This is a genomic window from Methanohalobium evestigatum Z-7303 (genome assembly GCF_000196655.1).
Taxonomy (GTDB): Archaea; Halobacteriota; Methanosarcinia; order Methanosarcinales; family Methanosarcinaceae; genus Methanohalobium; species Methanohalobium evestigatum.
This window is the reverse complement of the sequence record NC_014253.1, coordinates 1,617,126-1,639,957: the sequence shown is the minus strand read 5'-3', so window position 1 is coordinate 1,639,957 and position 22,832 is coordinate 1,617,126. Positions and strand designations below refer to the sequence as shown.

The following is a 22,832-nucleotide window of genomic DNA, read 5'->3' as shown; positions in this document are numbered from 1 at the left end:
ATGTTATATTTAGTATGGGATATATACTTCAAAATAACAACAATTATCTCCATGGCCCATAGTTTTTAAGGTTTCAACCCTTGCGTTATCATAAACGTTTGATACAACTTTTGATATAATACCTTTTGTTAACCTGCACAATATTGGATTTAACTTCGCCTGTTCTGTGCCCCATGGACACAATGTACTTTTAACAGCAAATTTAGCATCACTTTTATCTGAAGTATCTACTGCAAACTCTCCTCCAAGCTGATTCATCACTTCACAGCATATATAACCTACATTATCGCTGTTAATATTTTCATATTTAAACTTGGTCATTTCCTTACATTCTTGATGATGCATGCATTTTTCTATCATATCAAGCATCTGTTTAAGAACAATTTTCTTTTTTTCTTTGGGACTTTCATTTAATAAAGTAGGGATGATTCCTGTAAATATACTTCTAACCTGATTCTGTTTTTCCAGCTGGTCACGTTCTTTTCTAAGAGCATTTTCCAGATTTTTTCTCTCTGTAATATCCAGAAGTGATGCTACAATCGTTTTTTCTTCCGGCATGGAGTTAATTACCATACTCACATCTTTTTGGTTTCCATCCTTGTCAATAAACTTGAATTCATTCTTATCAGGAATGGATTCCGGGTTATCTATCAGTGTTTTTTATGTCTATATAAAGATGCTCAAGGTCATGTCTTGATATAAACTCCGTCCAGCTTTTTTGACCTTCTATTTCCTGTTTCGAATAACCTGAAAGCCTTTCAAATTCTTTGTTTACCAGTTGTACAGTAGTGTCTTCAGATGCAGTTGCAGTTGTGGCACCGGTTGTTTCAAAAATAGTACGGTATTTATTTTCGGTTCTTTTTAAATCGTATTCTATTTTCTTGCGTTCGGTGATATCTCTTTCAATAGCGAGTATATATTTGTGACCGTCCAGATCCACCAGACCTGCATTTACTTCCATATGGATGATATCACCATTTTTTTTTGACATGATTCAGCTCATCTTTAATCCATTCACGAGAAATGGAGCAGGAAGCCAACAGTTTAAACTGTTCTCTTTAAATCAATGATTTAAAGATATCTTTAAACTTAGTTTAAAGAGTGAGGAATGCGTCTAATTATTAAATAAACCATTAATGAATCAAAAACATCATCTCTGATTCATAATTAGTTTATATATGTATAACATATTTGTAGATAGCATGTACCTGACATTGAAAGTCAAACTGAATCCCGATAGAGAACAACGCGATAAACTATTGACAACTATGGAGAAGTTCAATGAGGCCTGCAACTATGCTTCTGAGGCTGCATGGTACAACAAGAAATTCGGTAAAACCGGGATTCAGAAACTGACTTATTATGACATCAGGCAAAAATTCACTCTGTCTGCTCAATTGACTGTTAGAGCAATCGGTAAAGTAGCTGAAAGCTACAGCAACGACAGAAAAACCATGCACAAATTCGATAGAAGAGGAGCTGTGGTCTACGACCAGAGGGTACTGTCGTTCAAGGGAAACGATATGGTTTCCATACTTACTCTAGATGGGCGTGAGAAGATTAGCATCTCTTATGGTGATTATAGACCTTTTGACATAAGTAAAATCCGAGGTCAAACAGACCTGATTTACGAAGATAATAATTTTTACCTGATGCTTGTGATGGAAGTGGGTGAAAACGAGGTTGAATATAACGATGATGTCATGGGAATAGACCTTGGTGTTGTTAATATAGCAACCATTTCTGATAACGAAGTTTACAAAGGCACAAAAGCCGATGAGATACGAGAGCGATATACCAGTCTAAAATCAAGGTTGCAGTCAGCTGGAACATGGTCCGCCAAAAAGCACCTCAAGAAATTATCCAAAAAGGAACGCCGGTTCAAACGTGACTTGAATCACCGGGTTGCCAAACAACTGGTTAAACGCGCTAAAGACACTTCCCGGGCTATTGCACTGGAAAACCTCAACGGTTTTCGTCCGGAAGCTACGGTTACTAAAGCGCAGAAAGATAGGTTAGGTAAATGGGCGTTCTCTGAATTGACCGATTTTATATTATACAAAGCAAAACTGGAAGGAGTACCTGTCGTGATTATCAACCCGATGTATACTTCGCAGCAGTGTTCTGAGTGCGGGTACATCGATAAAAATAACCGCCAGAAACAGTCTAACTTCAGGTGCAAGAGATGCGGTCATAGAGAGAACGCTGACTACAATGCTTCGAAGAACATTGCGCACAGGGGAGCTGTCAGCCTTCCTAATGTCCTCCGCTTAGCTTCTATTAGTTAAGAGATGGAAGGACAAGCTAACCGCTTTAGCGGTTAGTAGCTGACGTGCTATACTCAATATTGCAAGCTGGTTTCTGTAATGGATAATTTTGGAATTGATTTCAACAGGAATTCTTTCACCATTTTTTGTTATATGAACAGATTCAAATGTTAATTCCTTGTGTTTGTTTATTTTTTTAATCTTATCCGCGATTTTTTCTGCATATTCTGGGGAATCAATGTTTTGAGGTCCCATTGAAAGCAACTCATCTTTTGAATACCCCAATCTGGAAGCAGCAGTATCATTAATTTCTAAAAAATTACCTTTTAGGTCATGTACAAAAGTAGCATCATTTATACTATTAAAAAGGTTAAAAAAATCATTATATTGCTGGTCACCTTTTTCATCTGGCATGTTATCCTTCAATGGTTAAAGAAAATTTTTAATAAAAATATTCTTTTAACCATCTTGCATATAAATTAATTCTCTGTTTTTTATAAAATAAGATAAATATCTGGTTAGAACTATCAAAAAATTGCTGGTTAAAAATAGAATCCATTTTGCTGGATATTTATACTAAAAAAGGTAAAAATATCGGAATTGACCGATAATAAGTTTTAATGTAAAGATTATTCTTCTTTCTTTTTTGGATGATGTGGTTCGGCTGTAAATAACCGATATTTGATATTATCATCTTTTAATTCTTCTTCAATCCGCTTTGCAATAATCCTTACCGGATGATGGACACCACTAACTCTGTCATTTAAATCGGTAAAATCCTTGAAGTTACCTTTTTTCTTTTCATCAATTATTGCCCACATCAGTTTTTTGCCGATACCTGGAAGAAGTTCAAGCATATGAAGTCTGGTGGTTATTGGGTGTGCATCATTAAAGAATTTGACAAACCTGTCTTCCTGCTCCTGTACAGTTTTTTCAAGTACATAAGGAAGTTCAAGCTGTGCGCCATGACTTAAGTCATCATAACTTATTCTGTGTTTGACGTGGTCAACAATCTTTCGTTCTCCATCGCCAATATAAACACGGGACTGTATTTCCGGGGAAACACCTTCTTTGGGAACCATTTCCATCAATACAAAATACCTGTCTCCTATTCCCTGCAAAAGGGGTTTCTTCTGATGAGCAGGTCTGGTATCGTTAGGGTTTCCATAGGGCAAATAATCAAGAACCCATGCATAATCTTCTTTTTGTTTCGGTTTTCCCCTTTTTTTCATATATACCCACCGGTAACTCTACATCGTGTATATACCACTCAATATCCCAATAAGGATTTTATGAGTGTTAATTTTTAGCTTTATTCCAGAGACTCGTTGACAGTATTTAAAATTTCATCGAGTTCCTGTTCTGATAAAGTGTATCTCTCTTTTGAATATATAGCTCTTAATTCATCCCTTGTTTCTGGCAGAATATCAGCTATTTTGACAGCTATTTCTGGTTTCATTTTCTCCAGTTCCAGCAGATTGTTAACCAGTTCCCTTGATTTTTCCGCGCTTATTTTTGAAAAAATATCAGCATGGTTTATTGATTTTCTTAGTTCGTACCCAAGTTCTTCCCCACGCTCACTACGCTCTTCCATGATTTCATTGAGGCTTTCTTTTACTTCAGCCAGTGTCATCAACTCTTCATCCAGGACTTCTTTGACTATCATTGAGATACACTCTGTTAAAATTTAAATTCGGATAGATTTAACGTAATCTGGACTGATTACTACCAGATTGACTACCTATCAGATAAATATATCTGTTGATATAAAAATATATTATTTACCTAAAAGTAAATAATACATTTAATTCTGCTTCTGTGGTTTTAGATGTTCTGGTAGAGATATTACCTGTTTTAATGAATCCATATCTCTTACCTGCAAAAGGTAAGCTCTTCCACGTTGTCCTATAACTTTTCCTGTTTTACCCTGGAATCTGGGGTTTGGCATGCCTTTCTGAACACTGGGGTCTATATCGATATGGACCATCTGTCCATTTTCAAATTTTTGTATTGCTTTGCTCACTGGAGAAAGTCCTTTCTCACGCACACTTTTTCTTAGTTTACTTCGTGTGGAGCATCTTTCACCTTCTGATTTTGGCATAATTGTCCTCCTTTTTATAGATTAACTTTGATAACATCAAGTTCTGTAACATCAGCCTGTGTACCGATTATATCTGACAGGTTTGGTTCAGTACGCCTGTTATCACCAGAAATCAGTTCTTTTACATAAAGTCCGCCTTCACAATTTACGGTGATTACTGCATGATTATCGGCTAATTCGGATAACTCTATATCATGTACACGACGTTTTCGAACCAAATCGCCTCGTCGGTGTGAAACACGTTGAGGAGTTCTTTGTTCAATATCTACTCCTTTAAGATTGTTAATGGCTGATTTAAGTTTTTCCTCTGAAACTGGCTCTTTGAATGTAACTTTAAGTTTATAAACTTTATCCGCGTTAGATGATTTCAGAGATTCAATCACATCTCTGGATACGGTTTGTAGGTCTGTAATTTCTACTTTTCCGTTTGTGTATTCATTAATATCTTTTTCCAGCTTTTTGATATCAAAATGTCGATATTTGGGTCTGACAGACTCGATTACAAAGGGTCTCCCATCACCAAGCATAAGGGCATCAATATCTTCACGCCCCGATCCATGGAATTTAGTATCGATGCACTGGAGTGTATTAATCACCTGTTCACTGATAAGTTCATCAACAGATTCGTTGTATTGCTTTCCGGTGTATTCGCATGCTTGACATCCTTTTCCTCTGCAACTGCGGCAGGGCCACCTTGTTTGGGGTATGCCTCGAACAAGTTTGCGGTAGCGACCGTATATATAAACAGAACGAACCTCGAGCAAAACATCTTCTTTTGTAAGGTCAAGCATTACCACGATATCAGGGTTTTCAAATTCTACTTCTTTTCCTGTCATCACGTTGATGCGTTTTCCTATCTCACGGTTTAGTTCTGACTTTAATTGTTCTGCATAGGTAGTTCCGGATTCAGTCCATAAAATTTCTTCGTTTTCGCTTAAAAGTCCACTCATCTTGGTGCCAACAAGGAAGTTATCGTATTCAAAAGCATCCATTTCCGAAACAGCACGCTCTGCCCACTGTTCCAGATTATCGAAAAGTCCGAGACATACCCAGCATGTTTCATTTTCTGGTTCTATATCTGTCAATTTTCTGGCTATTGGACTGATAGGTGCAAGTTCTTTCAACAGACTGTCATCATTTTCATCTTTGAGCAGGCGGTCACCTTCCATGGTAAGATAGGTTTTTATTGATTTTCCGCGTTCATAATTCCCCAGACCTGTTGACAGTTTAGCAAATTGTCGTCCGAGACAGTGGTCACAGATAGTTCCTTCTTGGATTATCTTTCTGGCAATTTCTATAAGGCTCATATAGGTCACTTAAAATAGATTCTTGACACGTTGTAATTTTTATTAATTTTGAAATTATGCATATGTTTTATTTTTCAAGCGTTCTGTCAAGTTCATTGTTCAGAATTAGTATACAGTGGTCAGCATGGATAGAATAAGGTGAAACGGATATTAATTTTGCACCAGCGTTTATTATCATCTCTTCTTCTTTCTCTGTAACTCCAATGTGGTCTCCTAAGAAAAAAACCGCATCATTTAATGAACCTGCAGTAGTTCTTATATCATCTCCACCCTCACGAAGGTAGGCAAGGGTTTTTCCCTGATTATAAAATTCATTTATTAAAGTCTCGAGACTGCCCTGGCGTATCCATACACCGGGTGTAGACTGGATTTCAGATTCTCCTGCATCTTTCTCAAGTGCCTTTTTTATTAATGCGGCACTGCTTCTTTCATCAGGATTCAGATGTTTTATATTTTCACCGTTGAAACGTATTATTTTACCCGGTTCAGGTTCGCCCAACAACAAAAGGTGCACCTGTACATCATTTCTGATGTCATGGGAAAGGAAGAATGCAGAATTTATACATCTGCATAATATGTCCATTCGTCCTGCAGAACCCGGTAAATCATTAAGTGAAAAGTCGCTTGATGTTGATGCTTTATGACCTATTATTATAAAATCTCGCATATGTATCCTCACTAAGCCAGTTAACTCAGTTTTGTTTTTAAGTAATATTATGTTTTCTTTGTTTTGCAGTAGAGTACGTCATTGTAATTGATAAACTTAGTAACATTAACTAACAATTATTATTATCAATTACATTCGTGAGATATACTCACCGGGTGTAACGCTACACCCTCTATCCCATCTAAATCAGGGATTGCTTTCTTCATAATATTATAGGCACCATTTACATCGGCATTGATTATAGTGCCGTTAGATGATCGGAAAAGTCCTCTTTTAATTCTTTTACCAAGATAAGAAGTCCTTCTCACAACTGGTTCACCATCGAGGAACGAACACTTCGATGTATAGGATTCTTCTTGCTCAATTACTTTCAATCCAACATCTTCGGCTTTGTATTTTAGTTGTTCAAGAAGTCTATGAAATGGAATCTGTGTAAACTTTTGGTTGTTGCGCTTACCCATATACACTTCTTGCTTCCACCCTTCGTTATACCCAATGACTAGTGTGCCGATGTTGTATTTGACACAAAAATCAACAATCCTTTTACTTGCTTTATGGAAGAAGTCATTGATTTTCATTTTATATTTATGGTATAGTTTTTTTAGTTTTTTGCTGTTTTTGATGCCTAATTTATCATAAATGGATTTTAGTTTTCCAGCTTTTTTGTTGTAGAACTGGTTTATTGATTTTGCGACTCCGCCCTTAATAACAATCGGTTTTTCACCGATGTTATTCACCATAGTGACGATATTATTAATTCCCAAGTCGATACTGGCGATGTTTTCTTCGTTTAGATCTGGTGTTTCTAAATCCTTCTCGTAAACAATTTCACACTTATAACCAACACCCATAGGAATAATTCGAACTTGATTTAGTTTAGTGCCATCTGTAAGACGAGTTTCTACTTGCAGGTTTGTTATCTTCGGTAACTTGAGGACTCCGTTTTTTATCTTACACTGTTGGTTTGTGAAAGTAAGAATATTTTCGCCATTTTTCTTTTTATATTTTGGTGGGTTGGGTTTTGAATAGTAATTTTCTGGGTTCTTTTTCCAGTCTTTAATTGATTGGAAGAAAGATTTCCAGTTTTTATCCATCAGTTTTAGTGTCTGTTGTGCTGTTTGTGTGGGTAAAACAGAATAATTTTCAGTACCTTTTAACTGTTTATTTAGTTCTTCGTATCTTACCCAATCACCTTCATCATTTAGAGATTGTTTAACTATGAAGTTTGCCTGGTTGTATAAATTCTTGGAAATATGACACAACCAGCTAAGGTTTTTATCATAATTTAGGTATATCGTTTCGGTTCTTTTTACCATAACAATCTCCATGATAAATATAATTGATTATATTTTCTGTTATCAATTCTTATATTTTTTACTTATAAAGTATACTATATTTAAAACTGATTGCTTAGCCGGTTTAAATCTGCTGATCTACTTCCCAGATTGCTAGAATTTTATCTACCATTATATATGTGTATCCTTCTTCCTTTATCTCCCATTCACTGGGGCTTATATCGTATTTTGTTACTGTCTGGGGGATTACGTGTTCATATCCTATTTCTTTTATATTCCATTCAAGAGTAATTACACCATCGGTGCAGTCAACTATCGTACCTCTAAAATAATCGGGTCCTCCACAATAGATATCAACCTTTTTATTCATGAGGTTGTCTTTTATAAACGATTCCGTGGCACTCCCTCCTTTAATAGATTTGTATGCTTTCAGTTGTTATAAATTTATGTAACAGCACAATAAATGATATTACAATATACTAACTATAATAACAGAGGGAGTACATATGGGTAATCTGACAACACTTAATGGTAATGTTTCCGGAATTACCGATGCTGGAAACAGGGACCATAACGAAGACAATTGCTTAATGATGAAAATTGATGATGCTTATCTCCTCGCAGTAGCAGACGGTCTTGGAGGACATGCTGCAGGAGATGTAGCGTCAGGTATTGCAGTTATGAAACTGGAAGAGTTTTTCAAGGAACAGTACTCAGAAGATATGGATGATGAACAGATAAAAGACTTGCTTTGTAATTGCCATGAACGTATCAATGATGAGGTTATTCAGGCATCAGTAGGTGATAAACAGGGGTTGGGGACAACACTTGTTTCCGCGTTTGTGAGGGGTAACAAAGCAATAATAGCAAATACCGGTGATAGTAGAGCCACTGTAGTAGGAACTGGTATAAAATTCAGAACAAAAGACCATTCAATGGTGCAGAGACTCCTTGATAGGGGTATGATAGATGAGGAAACTGCCAGATATCATCCGATGAGCCATATTGTAACCCACTCAATGGGAAACCAATTTGATGTTGATGCGTATGAAACAGAGATTGATGAAGAAGAAATACTTGTATTAAGCAGTGACGGGTTACATGACCATGTTGGTAAATCTGTGCTGGTTGAAAGTGTAGCCTATCAAAAACCTTCTGAAATCGTTAAATACCTGTATAAAAAATCTCTTGAAACAACCACAGATAACGTTACAATTGTTGTATACAAACCCTGAAATTATATAATATGGCTGCATAACTGCAAATATACCTTTAAGTGCTTCTAACTGTTTGGAGTGTGCCAAAAATAAAGAGTGTGGAATTATGAGAATACTTGCAATTACTGACCCTCATGGGAATTATTCAAAAATAGAACCACTTTTGCAAAAATCTGGGGATATAGACCTTATATTGATTGCTGGAGACCTTACAAATTTTGGACCTGATGAAAAGGCTGAAGAATTGGTTGGCATGTTTGAAGCACCGGTTCTGGCAGTACCCGGTAACTGTGACCCCGTATCTCTTCCTGATGTACTTGACAGGCTGGATGTGAATCTTCACAATACCACTGTAACCAGAGATGATGTAACTTTCATCGGTTTTGGAGGTTCAAATCCTACACCATTTAATACACCCTTTGAACTCGAAGAAGAAGAAATTGAAAAGCACCTGGAAAATCTGGTAAACAGTGCAGAAGAATCTGGTAATATCACAGTATTACTTACACATGCACCTCCATATTGCACACTGGATGAAGTTTCTGCAGGAAATGTAGGTTGCAAATCAATTATAAAATTCATGGACAAAGTGGATCTTGTTGTTTGCGGTCATATCCATGAAGCAAGGGGTGTAATGGAACACGGAAAGTCAGTTATAGTAAATCCCGGCATGGCTTCTGATGGTTATGGTGCATTAATTAATATAAACAAAAAAACCACCCCAAAAATAGATGTTCAGATTATAAAGGCATAAGTATGCACAATCAGGAGGTAAATTTACTACGGAATGGATACAGGAGTTTGCTATCGACCCACAGTTACTGGATTTTCTCCAGAAACTTTTACTTTCGTTGTTAATAGGAATCCTTGTGGGAATCGAACGCGAACATCGAAGGAAATACCGTGAGGTATTTGCAGGTGTACGTACATTTGCTATAACCAGTATAACAGGTATGCTCTCAATATATGTAGCAGAGATTGTCGGTTTGGAATTTTTGCTTATTACAACTGCTTTTTTTGCACTGTTATGTATCTTTTTGGCCTATGCAAAAAACATCATTTTCAACCATTACGGTTTAACCAGTCCGATAGCACTTTTTAGTACATATATACTTGGAATACTGGTTGCCAAAGGATACTTTCTTTTTGCAATAGTTGGTGCGGTAGTAATTACATTTTTACTTATTGAGAAAAAACCGCTTCACTCTTTCGCGGAAAATCTTTCAGAGGACGACATTTTAAGTGCTGTTCATTTTCTGGCAGTGGCATTTATCTTGTATCCACTTGTACCCGACCAGCCTGTTTTTGGTGTATTGAATCTGAAATCTGCAATTTTAATAGTTGTACTCGTGTCAGCAATCAGTTTTATCAGTTATGTATTTCTGAAAAAATTTGGAACTCATGGAGGTGTTTATTATTCGGGTATTTTAAGCGGATTTGTCAATAGTGAAGCTTCAGCTGGAGCATTTGCTTCAATAGCAAAGCATAAACCTGCTTTATTAGATGTTAGCTATATAGGTATTCTGCTATCCAATACAGCAATGCTTGTAAGAAACATAATAATAGCGGTTATAGTTGACCCAAGCGGAAGGACTGCATTGTTAATGCTGCCGCCCCATCTTGCTATAATTGGTGTATCTTCATTTACAACGTTATCAAAAAGAAAGAATATCAAATCCGTGGATGAACATTTAGAATTAAGTTCACCGTTTGCACTGGGTCCGGCTTTTAAATTCGGTGCAGGGTTTACAATACTGTTAATAGTAGCCAAATTTGCAAATGATATTGCAGGAGCAACAGGAATTTATGCAACTGCTATCGGTGGTCTTGTCAGCAGTGCGGCGGTAACTGTTTCTGTAACCACACTTGCTGTTAACGGAGGTATATCTTTTACAACAGCAGCAGAAACCGCTGTAATAGCAAGTATTATCAGTACATTGAACAAAAATATCCTTATTAATCTTTCAGGTACAAAGCAGTTGTTTGATATATCCAAGTATACTTATGTTTTACTTGTGATGGTGGGGTTTGTTGCACTTGTAATATGGGCTGTTTATCTGCGGGTATCAGGTTTTACATTCTAAACAGGGATAACTTATGTATAATAGTTATATAAAATTTATACCGGTATGGTTTGATTCAATGGGGGCAAAATCTACCTGTACACTGGTAACAACACCAGATACGAGTTTAATAATCGATCCAGGTGCTGCAATAATGCACAAAACTTTTCCGATTTCGGAGTTTGCTAAATCGGATTATCTTAACCAGGCAAAAGAAAGTGTTATGAAAGCTTCAAAATATGCAGAACATGTTGTTATAAGCCACTATCACTACGACCATCTAATGGTTGATGATAATTCCAGGTATCTCTATCAAGGCAAAAACCTCTGGGTAAAAGACCCCAATCAATGGATTAATTATTCACAATGGGAACGTGCAAGAAAGTTTCTGAAATGGCTGGGTAAAATCGAAAAATACCAGATACAGTATACCAAACCTAAAAAAACCAGTTTCAAAGACCCCTTCGATGAACTTGAAACCTTAAAAAACAAAAATTATAGAGATCAGCAGGCAAATGAGGATTTTATTTTAAAAGGTAGTAAATGGTTTTCAAAATTAAGTAGTCAATGGTCTAAGACAAACTGGATAAATGTAAAATCTGATGCTGTCAATTTTGCAGACGGTAGCGGTTTTCAGAAAGGTGATACCAAAGTAAGGTTCAGCGAGCCGCTATTTCATGGTGTAGAATACTCAAAGACAGGATGGCTAATATCTACGATTGTGGAATACCGTGATACCAAGTTGCTCTATACTTCGGATTTACAGGGACCGATTATAGAGGACTATGCACAGTGGATAATCAACGAAAATCCAGATATATTAATACTTGATGGACCAGCAACATATCTTCTTGGATATATGTTAAGTAATACAGATTTAAAGCGCAGTGTAGATAATGCGGTGGATATAATTAAAAACTGCGACCTTGATATAATGATATATGACCACCATCTTCTGCGTGATTCATCTTACAAAGAGCATACATCCAGTGTATGGGAAGCTGCTAAGAAAAGAGAGGTACAAATTCTGACGGCGGCTGAATATAACGGTGATATTCCTGTACTGGAGAAAAATACTTGAACTTAATCAATAAAGTTATTAATTTTCAAAATCATTAATATTTTGGAGTAAACATGAAGCCTAAAATTATTGTTATTATATTGGTTTTAATACCTCTTATATTTGCAGGATGTGTGGAAAATGGAGAAGTTGTTCCGGATGATAATGAAACAGATGGGGGTACGACACCGGTTGATAATAATTCAAAAAACAACATGACTCCTCCTGAAGATAATGATACAGATGTTAATGTGACACCTGATGTCAATGAAACTGCAAATGAGACACCGGTTAAAGATCCAGAATCTGTATTGATAAGATTACAGAATTATGCGTCATTGCCTTCAGAAGTTGAAATTAACAAAGGTGACACTGTGGTCTGGCAAAATTTCCAGAATGATCCGAAAAGACCGTTTACACTTGTAAGTGAAGATAGACTTTGGGAAAACACCACTATAGTTTACAGACAAACGTTCAAATACACTTTCAATGAAACAGGTACGTACAATTTCAGTGTTAGACCATTTTCACAGAGGATGAGCGGAACCATTACAGTAAAATAAGACCTGATATTGATTAATTTCAGATGAGTTATAAGACTGTCACAGAAGGGTTGACAAAAATATGGATTCCCGAACCACCACAGGATGCATCGTTTCCTCCATCTTCTGCATCTGTTTTTTATAACCCTGAAATGGAATTGAACAGAGATATTACAGTAGTTGCAAATGCTGTTTTTGCACAAAGATTGTCTGCAAAGTATGGATTAGCTCCTTCTGATGTAAAATATGCAGACGCACTTGCTGCATCTGGTGCCCGGGGAATCAGGGTATCAAATGAGACAGGTTTAGACACTACATTAAACGATTGGAATGAGGAAGCATATAAATTAATTTTAAAAAACGCAGAGCTAAACGATGTTTTAGACCTGACAACTGTTTTTTCCAAAAATGCCAATGTACTATTATTCGAAAACAGATATGATATAGTAGACCTTGACCCCTTTGGGACACCTATACCATATCTGGAATCTGCAATTTATTCTACCAGACATTTACTCGAAATAACAGCTACAGATACAGCGCCTTTATGTGGAGCACACTTAAAATCAGGAATCAGAAAATATTCAGCAGTACCCCTTAACAATGAATACCACAGGGAGATGGGTGTACGAATACTTCTTGGGAAGGTGGCAAGGGAATTTGCAAAATATGATAAAGCGATGATACCGATTTTGTCACATGCAACCCGGCATTATGTACGTACATATCTACATGTTAAAAAGGGGGCTAAAAGGGCTGATGATGCCCTGAAATACATGGGTTTTATATCCCACTGTGATAAGTGCGGTTTCAGGAAAACTGTATATGGACTCGCTGTCAGTATAGATAATAACTGTCCTTTATGCGGAAACAAGACCAGTATTGGGGGACCTTTGTGGCTTGGTTCTCTTCATGAAACCGACTTCTGCAACGAAATATTACAGGAAATTGATAACCATCAGTTAAATAAAAGAGAAAACACCAGAAAAATAATTACACTTTGCAGGGACGAGCTTGAATATCCTACTTATTATGATTTGCACCTTATCTGTAAACGTCAGGGTGTTTCTGCAGTGTCCATGAACAGGTTGATTGATTTACTCATAGCAAACGGTTATAGTGCCTCAAGAACACATTTTAGTGGTACATCTTTTAAAACCGATGCCGGAATCGATGTTATCAATGATATTGTACATTCATCGTTTTCCAGATAAGGTATAGAAAATAATATATAATAAATTATATAATAGATACGTTAAGTACAATTTTTAAGATTATTCAGGAGTGCATTATGGCTGAAAAACATGCAGAAAATCTGTTCTTACAGGAAAAACCAACACTTGCTTTGCTTGCGATATGGTCATTTGAAAGAACCTATGCATCTGTAATAACAAAGGAGATTAATTCTACTTTTGCTCATACAACCAAAATCCTGTCCAAAATGGAAGATTGTGGACTCGTACAGTTTAAGATGGATGGACGTGTTAAATATGTTGAACTTACAGACAGAGGAATGGATGTTGTAAACGCCCTGAAAAATTTAATCCTTAAACTTGAAAATGAAACTGAAGAAAATAGTCCAGCTAACAACATTTCAAGTACTTTTCAAAATAGTGAATCACAATCCAGTGAAGAATCTGAGAGTCAGAAAGTTCAATCCATAAACAGCAAAGTAGTAAACCTGCGTTTGAAAATAGAAAATATTTATGAAGAATTATCCAATAATAATGAAGATAGTGATGCTATAGCTCGCAAATTGGGACCCTTTAAAAGGGATATTAAAAAACTTGAAGACCAGATAGAATCATCTCAGAATCCGGTAGATGATATAGCAATTATAACATTAAATGATACAAGACAGCGTCTGGATAATATTATCAATCAAGGTCAATAAAAGGATTAGCCATGAGGTCTGTAATACTACTTCTTCACATATACAGAAATACTGAGCGTGCGATTCATTCTATAAAAGATATGATTTATAATGACCTTAAAGAACTGGAGGTATCCGTAGATGTATCCGCTACTCTGGAAGGTTGGGTTCAGGTGGATCTTTCCGGTGAAGATGAGGAATTTTCTGCAAATTATCTTGTAAGTAAATACAATACTCCTGTGGATGAAGTTGAACCCGGTAAAGAATACAGGGGATACATCCAGTCAATTAAATCTGAAAGGATACTAGTTAATGTAGGTGTAGAATTATCAATTCCACAAAGCCATTTGAAACCTCTCGGTACAGGTAATGTAGAACAGATTGCATCCAGATTCGGGATTATTCCTTATCTACCGGTATCAGTTGATGTTACAGATAATTCAGAAAATCCAAAAGCACGCTTTACAAAAAAACAAATCGACCTATGGTGGGACTGGAAAAAATCCAGTACAGATAGAGTTATAGCAAATTCAGCAACCCGTTCGGAATTAAAATCAGCTATTAAAAAGAAAGGGCACGGCAAGGATATATACGGGGTTGAACGTCTGGGTGTGATGGAACATGCAATAGTATGTCGTGAGGATACAGATGGTCCGGGAATAGTTGCAGAAATAGGTAAACTTTTAATATCTGACCTTGGTGTGGTTGTAGGTAATGGATAATTTTAATATCGGTTTTTATCCCAAATATCGCAGAAGACTCCCTGCGAAGCTGGAAGATGAATGCGATATACACTCTTGAACCACATTTAACATAACATATAATAATGACAAATAATAATTACTGTAATATGTTAAAAGCCTACAAGTACCGTATGTATCCAAATCAAACACAACAGGAGTTAATAGCAAAACATATAGGAGCTTGTAGGTTCATATACAACTGGGCTCTGGAGAACAAAATCAAATCTTATGAATAGGATGGTAAAGCTATATCAAGATTTGAATTGAACAAACGAATAAGGGTATTAAAAGATGATTATGAATGGTTGAAAGAGATTAACTCACAATCATTACAGGGAGCCACTCTTAATCTTGAAAATGCTTTCACCAAGTTTTTCAGAGAAAAATCAGGTTTTCCAAAGTTTAAATCCAAGAAAAACCCTGTTCAATCTTTCCCTATTCCTCAATGGTATAAAGTCGATTTTGAGAATAATAAAGTATACATACCTAAAATCGGCTGGATAAAGACAAGGCTGCATAGAAGGTTTGATGGTAAACAAAGGATTGCGACTATAAAAAGAACACCGACGGGAAATATTATATCAGTATTTTAGTCGATGACGACAAACAATTACCACAAAAATATAAATTCGACCAAAATAATACTATAGGAGTCGATGTAGGAATCAAAGATTTCGCTGTCACATCCGACGGTGAAAAAATCGGCAACCCCAGATACCTGAAAAATTCGATTGAAAGATTAAAGGTATTACAGAAAAGGCTCAGCAGAAAAAAGAAAGGTTCTAATAATTACAGGAAACTGAAACATCAGATAGCCAAGTACCATGAAAAAATAAGCAGTCAGAGAGAAGATTTCCAGCATAAGTTAAGTTCCAGGTTGATAAGCGAGAACCAAGCTGTAGCACTGGAATGTTTGAATGTAAAAGGACTGCTGAAAAATCATAATCTTGCACAACATATAACCGATTCTTCATGGAGTAGTTTTGTACAGAAATTGGAATATAAAGCAGAATGGTATGGTAAAAATATCATCAAGATAGGACGATTCGATCCATCAAGCAAAATCTGTCATGTATGTGGATATTATCATTAGGATTTGGAACTTAAAGACAGGGAATGGGAATGTCCTGACTGCAAAACGGAACATGATAGAGACATCAACGCATCAGTTAATATTAAAAAATTCGCACTGGATAGACAGAATCTAATTTCACCTTCGGGATGAGGGGTAGAGCCTGTGGAGTTGTGTTCGTTAGAACAAACTATGAAACAGGAAGCTCCTCCCAAAAGGGAGGAGTAATTCACTTTATCATTTTGTACATGCAGTGATTATGACCACTGCCCTGACATTCAGTTTCTTTTATAGTGCCCCCTATTCCTGTATTGCCGGTAATTATACCTTCCAATAGACCCGCACTGAAAGAACATAGTTTTTTATCAACAGGTGGCACAGAACAACATTCAAAACAGTTATTAATAACAATCTCAAGCGGGTTAATATTGTTTATATTGATTTCACCCAGTCCGTTTTTACTCCAGAATACCGCAATTTCATCAAGCAAATCTTTTAAACTGTTCGATTCAAAATTATCGGACAGATTTGTTCCTATGTCTTTACCAATGTTTTTAATGACAGGTTCATAATCGATACCATGCGACTCAAATCCAAACCTTAAAGCCTGAAATACGTGTTTTAAAAACCGGCGGTCATCAGGTAATGCAGACCCAAAAACCTGTAAGACATTATGATAGTGTTTGGCCAGTGGTTGCTAAGAATATGCAATAAGTTGGCAGTTTAGATGATAGGCTTTTTTGCGTTTATCATTATCATCGGATGTTTCTTTTATAAGATTGTACTGCCTCAGGTCGTTGAGATGTACAGATATCGTAGATTTTGCTTTATTTGTATACCTAACGATTTCATCAAAAGATTTTGGACCTGATTCGAGTAATTCCAAAACTTTAATTTTTACCGGGGTATTTAATGCAACAAATCCGTTTCCGTTTGAAAAAAGAGTTGTACGATTCCCATAAATCATCGTAATAATAAATAATTTACACTCTATATAAAAGTTCGCAATTGTTCGAATGAGGTATTTATGAACAAAGCAATCCTTATACCAAAAGAAAAAGTCGAAACTGTCCGTTGTTACCTTTCTGAAAAAAATTTACTTGACAGAACTAGGAAAATCAAAAGAAGCAAAAAATATCCTGACAAATACCTCGAAATTCCGGTTAATGATGATGTGGACGGTTATAAAATTATTGAACAGGATGAACCGGAGTATTATAAACCAGTAACCAGTTCACTAAAAGAAAAGCTCAGCGGATATATCCCAAAAGCTGAACTTCAATATCTTCCAACAGGGTGGCAGGTTCTGGGTGATGTAATTATTGTGAGAATACCTGAAGAACTTGAACACAGAAAAAAAACAATTGCCTATACACTTCTTGAAATGTATCCTAAGTGTAGGTCGGTAGTAGAAGATTTTGGTATAGAGGGACAGTTTAGAAGACCCAAAAGAAAACTTATTATTGGAAATGAAACTGAAACCATACACAAAGAAAACCAGTGTTACTTCAAACTGGATGTAGCAGACATAATGTATTCAAAAGGGAATCTGGATGAGCGCCAGCGGATGAGCAAACTTGGAGAAGATGAACTGGTTGTGGACATGTTTTCAGGTATTGGGTATTTTTCCATACCTATGGCAGTGCATTCTAAACGCACAAAACTCATTTCTATTGAGATAAATCCGATATCCTTTAAGTATTTACAGGAAAACATAAATCTAAACCGTGTCGATGATACGGTAATTCCTGTTTGTGGTGATTGCAGTCTATATACACCAGAGAATACAGCAGACCGAGTTTTGATGGGTTATGTCAGAACAACACACTATTATTTGAAATACGGAATAAAAGCGCTCAAAGAGTCTGGTGGTATGCTTCATTATCATGAAACAGTCCCTGAAAACCGTCTTTATGAAAGACCAGTTTCAAGGATAAAAAATGTTGCCTCTGAATTTGGAAAAACAGCACAAATCTGTGGACATCACACGATTAAAAAATATTCACCCGGGGTTTATCATGTAGTAGTCGATGCGTATGTATACAAACCCAAATAAAAAAAATGGTACTGGTTTTATTCAAAACCCAGTTTGTTGATTTTATCAACTAATTCACTGCTTACGTTTGTAAAATTCTGTATTCCGCCAGTCCAAGCAGCCATCATCATAGCATCGTAGATTTCGGTACGGGTTGCCCCGAATTTTTTGAGCCTTTCAAGTATTTTTGATGCACTTTCCACGTTGTTGGAGGCACAGGCAACTGTAAATACAAGTATATGCTTTTCTTTCATGGACAATCCGTTTTCCCTTTCATCCCAGATTGCCTGATAGAATTCTGCTATACCTTCTGCAAAATCTTCGTTTATTTCATCTGCGAATTTAATCGCTTTTGGGAGAAACCCTTTCACTTCTCGTATTTCATCTTTTGTGTTTTTTTCCATATGTATCACTGATAAGTAGATTTATTGTATAAAATACAATGGTTTTGTTGTTATAACTGATTTGCTGTTATAATTTTATTGTGCTGTTTGTCAGGTCTGAATCAATGATGTAATCAAAATCTATATAACTATCCCATTCTTGTTCCTGGAAAATCGATTGGAAACATATACCAATTATCATTTTGTTTTCAGAATTTTGCTGTAGTTTTGTTATTATTTCATTAATATCTGCGGGGTCAATACCCATTTTCGGCATTGCAAGCCCGCCCAGTAATACTACAGTATCCGCACTTGGGTCTGTTTTATCACCAAGTTGTATACCGTCCTCAGTAGATATTAAGGATTTTGCATTTTCATATTTTAAACTGGGTATAAACGCCATTTCTTTTCCCGATTCCCTGATAACGAATGCAAACAGTTCTGCAAAAGGTGTGCAGAAACCCGGTGAACCGATAAATGTGATACTGTTCGAATTTTTAACTAATTCCCTGAACCCTGTAAGTTGGCCACCTATACCTTCGCTGGTTTTTAAAACTTCCATATAATCCCCCTTAATAAAAAATGTACAACCAGTAAGGAGGTTGTACAATCTGGATAAAGATTACAGACAACCTGTTAGCTATTTTCAACTAACAGTTAGAGATTTTTGACGCCAAAGGAATCCAGAAGTATACCTGGATTTATTCGTCCACTTGTCACAGTCTTCTTGTTGGTCAGGTCATTGACAGTGATTTTAGCAGGAGCAAACATATTTGCATCTATCTTGTAAAAGTCAAAGTTTGCTTCCTTGAATGTATCGTAGAACGGTTTACCATAATCTCTGGAGTTTGCAGATGGTGTTTTCTTTACAAAATCCTCAAATTCTTCTACATTGTCACTGCCGTATTTAACGGTATAATATGTTTCTCCGCAGTAAATAACGCAGTCGTTTGTTGACCCCATGCATTTTGTGTCTCCACCAACCACAGGAGCAATGGGTGCAACACCGAAACCGCTTTTTATTTTGTTTATGTCGAATCCTACGGATTCAAGTTTGTGGATACCTGTTTCGACCACACGTGCAGATACCTGGACAGAACCTGCTATAGATGAGGTTGGTGCTACAGCAATGTAGACATTATCGGTTTCAACACCGCAGTGTTTTGCTATATATTCAACTACCTCTTCATCAGGTAGTGTGCTTGATTCCAGTACAAGAACAGCTACTTCAATATCGTCTTTGTATCCGATTTCTTCATAGAGGCTCTTTGGTTTGAGTCCGAGTGCTCTTGCAGGACCTGAACCCATACCGAAATAATCGCCGACAGAAATCATCCATCCTGCGTATTGGGATGCCATACATGCAATATTTGGCTGGTCAGTGGCTACCTGTATCGCAGGTACAGTGACACCATCAAGGTCGAATTTTGTGTATGTCAATTCTGCAAGGTCAGCAACGCAGAGCCTTGATAAATACATGCCTGCATCGTATCCGCCCTCTACATTGACACCACAGTCAATGATAGTAGCACCATTTTCAAGTTCTTTGGATTCTATTTTTAACTCTTCTTCCCAGTCAAGCATTTCATCGATTATATACAGTCCTTTCTCGTTAACGCTTATCACATTATCACCTTTTCCAATTTGTTTTCATTGGAATTAGGTAGAGGAGAATATATAATTGCCGATTTTTTTTTAAAGGATAAGTAATAGGCTTTGTAGAAATGCTTTATATCCAAATGTCTTTGATAATATTTTCAGATGTGTGTTTTGGATATTGGTTATTGTTCTTGAACTTTAGCTATTAGTGCCGATTTCAATAGGGTTTCTACAGAACCAAGTAATAATGATTGCTATTATTTTTTGATGTAAGCAGAAAAAGAATAATAATGGCGCCGAGGGGGAGATTCGAACTCCCGAGGTGCGTCAGCACCACCGATTCTCAAGACCGGCGCTTTCGTCCACTCTGCCACCTCGGCTTATTTGCGGATGTAAATGACAGTTTATATCATAAAAGGGTTTTGATTAAAACTGGTATTGTAAGAGAAACTAATAAAATAAATCAGCAGAGAATTTATTCTCCGCTGGATTCAGTTTCTTCCATTGTTTCTTCAGATTCGGATTCTTCGGTTTTGCTGGATTCAGGAGGATATTTTTCCACGTACTGAACTTCTTCGATGCCAAGATGTTGCATCAGTTCGCTCGCAATTCTGCCTTTGACCATTAACCATCTCTGGTTGAAAGTAAGCTCGTTGGGGATATTGATTATAGCAGTATTGTTTTCTATTTTTGCATCCATTTCTGGCATTCCTGTGTAGAGTGCAAGAAGACCCTGCAGTTTTTCATCATCGTCTTCTATCTTTTTATCTATGGAATAATCATAGGTGACAGTTTTTCCAGCCAGAGGATGGTTGAAATCGACACGAACCCTACGACCGATAACCCTTGAAACAACACCTTTTCTGTTATCAATCTGTACTTCCATCCCTGGATATGCTTTACGGTCTTGGAATTTTGTTATCGAATGGGATTCTACAAGTTTGGGATCATGTTCTCCAAATGCTTTTTCGGGCGGAATTTCTATTGTGCCGGAGTCACCTTCTTCTTTTCCAATCAATTCTTCATCCAGTCCTTTTATTGTGTGACCTGCACCGGCTACAACAACGTCTCCGCCGTACATTCCCTGTTCATTGTATATACCGTTTTCTTTTGCAACGTTTTCATCAGTGGTGTCAAACACGATGCCGTCTTCAAGTTTTCCGTTATATGATAGTTTTATGAAGTCTCCTTCCTGTATTGTCAAATTAATCAACTCGGTTAATATTGGTTATTATTATATTTATAAAATCTATCTTCTCTGCAATATACATATGCATTTAATAACTTTTTGGAATAATTCCCGCTAAAGATTTACAAGAATCTTGGTGGAACTTCCTGATTGGCAAGCAGGTCTGCGTAGGTTTCGGCTTTTCTTATAATATCAACATCACCCTTGTTAACAAGTAGCTCTGCACATCTTGGTCTGCCATTATACTGAGAACTCATTGAAAATCCGTAGCCACCTACATCCAGAAATGCAATCACATCTCCTTTCTCTATTTCTGGTAATTCACGGTCAGTTGCCATGATGTCTCCAGTTTCACATATAGGTCCAACTATAGTATATGTATCTTCTGCGTTTTTATCTGCCTTGTTGGCTACTACTGCGTGGTGGTATGCATCATACATCACGGGTCTTATCATGGTGTTAAATCCGGCATCAATACCAACAAATTTTTTCGCAGCATTTTTCATAGTATTTACACTGGTGAGCAGTATAGCAGAGTCTCCAACCAGATAACGTCCGGGCTCAAGAACAAGTTTTGGGTTTATTCCTTCTGCTTTGCACCTTTCATTGAAAATAGGGACTATAGAATCTGCAAGGTCATTTGGTGTAGGTACTTCTATGTTTTTCTCATAGGGTATTCCAAGACCCGAGCCAATATCCACAAATTCAAACTCTACACCCAGCCTTGATATCTGCTCTACAAGGTCCATCATTTTGTTTACAGTTTCGACAAAAGGTTCCACTTCAAGTATCTGGGAGCCGATGTGACAATGGATTCCTACTGGATTTACACCGGGTTTATCAAGAGCCTGTTTGTATGCACTTACAACCTCATCATGAGGTATTCCAAATTTGGATGTTTTAAGACCTGTAGATATCTTAGGGTGGGTTTTTGGGGAAACATCAGGGTTAACCCTAAATGCAATGTCAACAACTTTGCCCTCATTCTTTGCAATTGATGAAAGTGTGTTCAATTCATCAAAGGAATCAACAGACACCCGTACACCGGTCTGGACTGCCATCAATAATTCTCTGTCTGATTTGGAGTTACCATTAAAAAGTATTTTATCACGAGGAATTCCGGCAAGCAGGGCTGTATAAAGTTCGCCATCAGAAAAAACATCTGCACCTGCACCTTCTTCAGCCAGTATTTTGAGGATGGTAAGATTGCCATTGGCTTTGGCTGCATAAAATAGGTCTGCATCAGGGAAAGCTTTTTTGTATCTTCTGAAATTATCTCTTATTCTCTGTTCGTTTGTAACATAAATCGGTGAGCCGTATTCATTAACAAGGTTTGAAGTGTCAACACCACCTATGGTAAGTCGACTGTTTTCTATTTCCAGATGGTTTTTTATTGTAAACATATTTTATACCTCATTT

The 22,832-nt window shown here is 36.7% G+C and carries 27 protein-coding genes, 1 tRNA gene and 1 pseudogene; 11 read left to right on the top strand and 18 right to left on the bottom strand.

All coding sequences use genetic code 11. The annotated features are described in order from the left end of the window. Positions 1-9: 9 nt before the first annotated feature. The gene (locus METEV_RS08155; protein ID WP_269634959.1) at positions 10-633 is read right to left on the bottom strand and encodes a methanogen output domain 1-containing protein; all 624 of its coding nucleotides are present in this window, start codon (positions 631-633) and stop codon (positions 10-12) included. Positions 634-643: 10 nt separating this feature from the next. Then, complete coding sequence (locus tag METEV_RS08150) at positions 644-991, bottom strand: PAS domain S-box protein (protein ID WP_049891148.1); 348 nt, start codon at positions 989-991, stop codon at positions 644-646. Positions 992-1,202: 211 nt separating this feature from the next. Between METEV_RS08150 and METEV_RS08145 the strand changes: the two genes are divergently transcribed. Continuing rightward, positions 1,203-2,288: an RNA-guided endonuclease InsQ/TnpB family protein gene (locus METEV_RS08145; RefSeq protein ID WP_049891146.1), complete on the top strand. Its 1,086-nt coding sequence runs from the start codon at positions 1,203-1,205 to the stop codon at positions 2,286-2,288. Here METEV_RS08145 and METEV_RS08140 read toward each other — a convergent pair. From METEV_RS08140 to METEV_RS08105, 8 genes are all read right to left on the bottom strand, one after another. Continuing rightward, positions 2,271-2,681, bottom strand: a complete 411-nt coding sequence (locus METEV_RS08140; RefSeq protein ID WP_013195040.1) for a PAS domain S-box protein — start codon at positions 2,679-2,681, stop codon at positions 2,271-2,273. The two genes, METEV_RS08145 and METEV_RS08140, sit on opposite strands and share 18 nt — an antisense overlap. 215 nt (positions 2,682-2,896) lie before the next feature. Then, entirely contained in the window at positions 2,897-3,499 is a 603-nt protein-coding gene (locus tag METEV_RS08135) for a DUF655 domain-containing protein (protein ID WP_013195039.1), read from the bottom strand. 80 nt (positions 3,500-3,579) lie between these two features. Then, positions 3,580-3,933: an RNA polymerase Rpb4 family protein gene (locus METEV_RS08130; RefSeq protein WP_013195038.1), complete on the bottom strand. Its 354-nt coding sequence runs from the start codon at positions 3,931-3,933 to the stop codon at positions 3,580-3,582. Between the two features lie 138 nt (positions 3,934-4,071). Next, a complete protein-coding gene (locus tag METEV_RS08125) occupies positions 4,072-4,368 on the bottom strand; it encodes a 50S ribosomal protein L21e (protein ID WP_013195037.1) in 297 nt (98 codons plus the stop codon). A 14-nt stretch (positions 4,369-4,382) separates the two neighbouring features. Next, the gene (locus METEV_RS08120) at positions 4,383-5,675 is read right to left on the bottom strand and encodes a tRNA pseudouridine(54/55) synthase Pus10 (RefSeq protein ID WP_013195036.1); all 1,293 of its coding nucleotides are present in this window, start codon (positions 5,673-5,675) and stop codon (positions 4,383-4,385) included. 67 nt (positions 5,676-5,742) lie between these two features. Next, positions 5,743-6,342 carry a tRNA (pseudouridine(54)-N(1))-methyltransferase TrmY gene (gene trmY / locus METEV_RS08115; protein WP_013195035.1) on the bottom strand — a complete coding sequence of 200 codons (600 nt, stop codon included), beginning with the start codon at positions 6,340-6,342 and terminating at the stop codon, positions 5,743-5,745. Positions 6,343-6,467: 125 nt separating this feature from the next. Further along, a complete protein-coding gene (locus METEV_RS08110; protein WP_013195034.1) occupies positions 6,468-7,658 on the bottom strand; it encodes an RNA-guided endonuclease InsQ/TnpB family protein in 1,191 nt (396 codons plus the stop codon). Positions 7,659-7,761: 103 nt separating this feature from the next. Next, positions 7,762-8,022, bottom strand: a complete 261-nt coding sequence (locus METEV_RS08105) for an MM0924 family protein (RefSeq protein WP_332258487.1) — start codon at positions 8,020-8,022, stop codon at positions 7,762-7,764. A 121-nt stretch (positions 8,023-8,143) separates the two neighbouring features. On the opposite strand from METEV_RS08105, the gene METEV_RS08100 reads away from it, so the two are divergent. The 9 genes and pseudogenes from METEV_RS08100 (at position 8,144) to tnpB (ending at position 16,360) form a co-directional block, all read left to right on the top strand. After that, entirely contained in the window at positions 8,144-8,872 is a 729-nt protein-coding gene (locus METEV_RS08100; RefSeq protein ID WP_013195032.1) for a PP2C family protein-serine/threonine phosphatase, read from the top strand. Between the two features lie 88 nt (positions 8,873-8,960). Then, the gene (locus tag METEV_RS08095) at positions 8,961-9,608 is read left to right on the top strand and encodes a metallophosphoesterase family protein (RefSeq protein ID WP_013195031.1); all 648 of its coding nucleotides are present in this window, start codon (positions 8,961-8,963) and stop codon (positions 9,606-9,608) included. 97 nt (positions 9,609-9,705) lie between these two features. Further along, positions 9,706-10,938: an MgtC/SapB family protein gene (locus METEV_RS08090; protein WP_232216844.1), complete on the top strand. Its 1,233-nt coding sequence runs from the start codon at positions 9,706-9,708 to the stop codon at positions 10,936-10,938. A gap of 13 nt (positions 10,939-10,951) precedes the next feature. Beyond that, positions 10,952-11,998 carry an MBL fold metallo-hydrolase gene (locus tag METEV_RS08085; protein ID WP_013195029.1) on the top strand — a complete coding sequence of 349 codons (1,047 nt, stop codon included), beginning with the start codon at positions 10,952-10,954 and terminating at the stop codon, positions 11,996-11,998. A 53-nt stretch (positions 11,999-12,051) separates the two neighbouring features. Then, positions 12,052-12,540, top strand: a complete 489-nt coding sequence (locus METEV_RS08080; RefSeq protein WP_013195028.1) for a cupredoxin domain-containing protein — start codon at positions 12,052-12,054, stop codon at positions 12,538-12,540. 23 nt (positions 12,541-12,563) lie between these two features. Then, the gene (locus METEV_RS08075; protein ID WP_013195027.1) at positions 12,564-13,733 is read left to right on the top strand and encodes a tRNA (guanine(10)-N(2))-dimethyltransferase; all 1,170 of its coding nucleotides are present in this window, start codon (positions 12,564-12,566) and stop codon (positions 13,731-13,733) included. Positions 13,734-13,810: 77 nt separating this feature from the next. Beyond that, positions 13,811-14,413, top strand: coding sequence for a helix-turn-helix domain-containing protein (locus tag METEV_RS08070; protein WP_013195026.1), 603 nt, complete (start codon positions 13,811-13,813; stop codon positions 14,411-14,413). 11 nt (positions 14,414-14,424) lie between these two features. Continuing rightward, entirely contained in the window at positions 14,425-15,114 is a 690-nt protein-coding gene (locus tag METEV_RS08065) for a DUF2110 family protein (RefSeq protein WP_013195025.1), read from the top strand. 128 nt (positions 15,115-15,242) lie between these two features. Then, positions 15,243-16,360: pseudogene (tnpB, locus tag METEV_RS08060) on the top strand (IS200/IS605 family element RNA-guided endonuclease TnpB). 76 nt (positions 16,361-16,436) lie between these two features. On the opposite strand, the gene METEV_RS12580 reads toward tnpB, so the two are convergent. Together METEV_RS12580 and METEV_RS08050 are read right to left on the bottom strand one after the other, a co-directional pair. Continuing rightward, on the bottom strand, positions 16,437-16,697 hold the full coding sequence (locus METEV_RS12580; protein ID WP_013195024.1) for a V4R domain-containing protein: 261 nt from the start codon (positions 16,695-16,697) through the stop codon (positions 16,437-16,439). A 207-nt stretch (positions 16,698-16,904) separates the two neighbouring features. Further along, positions 16,905-17,174, bottom strand: coding sequence for a winged helix-turn-helix domain-containing protein (locus METEV_RS08050; RefSeq protein ID WP_049891138.1), 270 nt, complete (start codon positions 17,172-17,174; stop codon positions 16,905-16,907). 60 nt (positions 17,175-17,234) lie between these two features. Between METEV_RS08050 and METEV_RS08045 the strand changes: the two genes are divergently transcribed. Then, positions 17,235-18,263, top strand: a complete 1,029-nt coding sequence (locus METEV_RS08045; RefSeq protein ID WP_013195023.1) for a class I SAM-dependent methyltransferase — start codon at positions 17,235-17,237, stop codon at positions 18,261-18,263. Between the two features lie 17 nt (positions 18,264-18,280). Here METEV_RS08045 and METEV_RS08040 read toward each other — a convergent pair whose 3' ends face one another. The 6 genes from METEV_RS08040 to lysA all read right to left on the bottom strand — a co-directional run bounded on the left by METEV_RS08040 (position 18,281) and on the right by lysA (position 22,816). Then, a complete protein-coding gene (locus tag METEV_RS08040; RefSeq protein ID WP_013195022.1) occupies positions 18,281-18,646 on the bottom strand; it encodes a carboxymuconolactone decarboxylase family protein in 366 nt (121 codons plus the stop codon). A gap of 67 nt (positions 18,647-18,713) precedes the next feature. Next, complete coding sequence (locus tag METEV_RS08035; protein WP_013195021.1) at positions 18,714-19,187, bottom strand: DUF2124 domain-containing protein; 474 nt, start codon at positions 19,185-19,187, stop codon at positions 18,714-18,716. Between the two features lie 95 nt (positions 19,188-19,282). Continuing rightward, positions 19,283-20,251: a methenyltetrahydromethanopterin cyclohydrolase gene (gene mch, locus METEV_RS08030; protein WP_013195020.1), complete on the bottom strand. Its 969-nt coding sequence runs from the start codon at positions 20,249-20,251 to the stop codon at positions 19,283-19,285. Between the two features lie 264 nt (positions 20,252-20,515). Then, positions 20,516-20,604, bottom strand: a tRNA-Ser gene (locus METEV_RS08025). Positions 20,605-20,699: 95 nt separating this feature from the next. Beyond that, positions 20,700-21,428 carry a peptidylprolyl isomerase gene (locus METEV_RS08020; protein ID WP_013195019.1) on the bottom strand — a complete coding sequence of 243 codons (729 nt, stop codon included), beginning with the start codon at positions 21,426-21,428 and terminating at the stop codon, positions 20,700-20,702. A gap of 107 nt (positions 21,429-21,535) precedes the next feature. Then, on the bottom strand, positions 21,536-22,816 hold the full coding sequence (gene lysA / locus METEV_RS08015; RefSeq protein WP_013195018.1) for a diaminopimelate decarboxylase: 1,281 nt from the start codon (positions 22,814-22,816) through the stop codon (positions 21,536-21,538). Positions 22,817-22,832 lie beyond the last annotated feature (16 nt).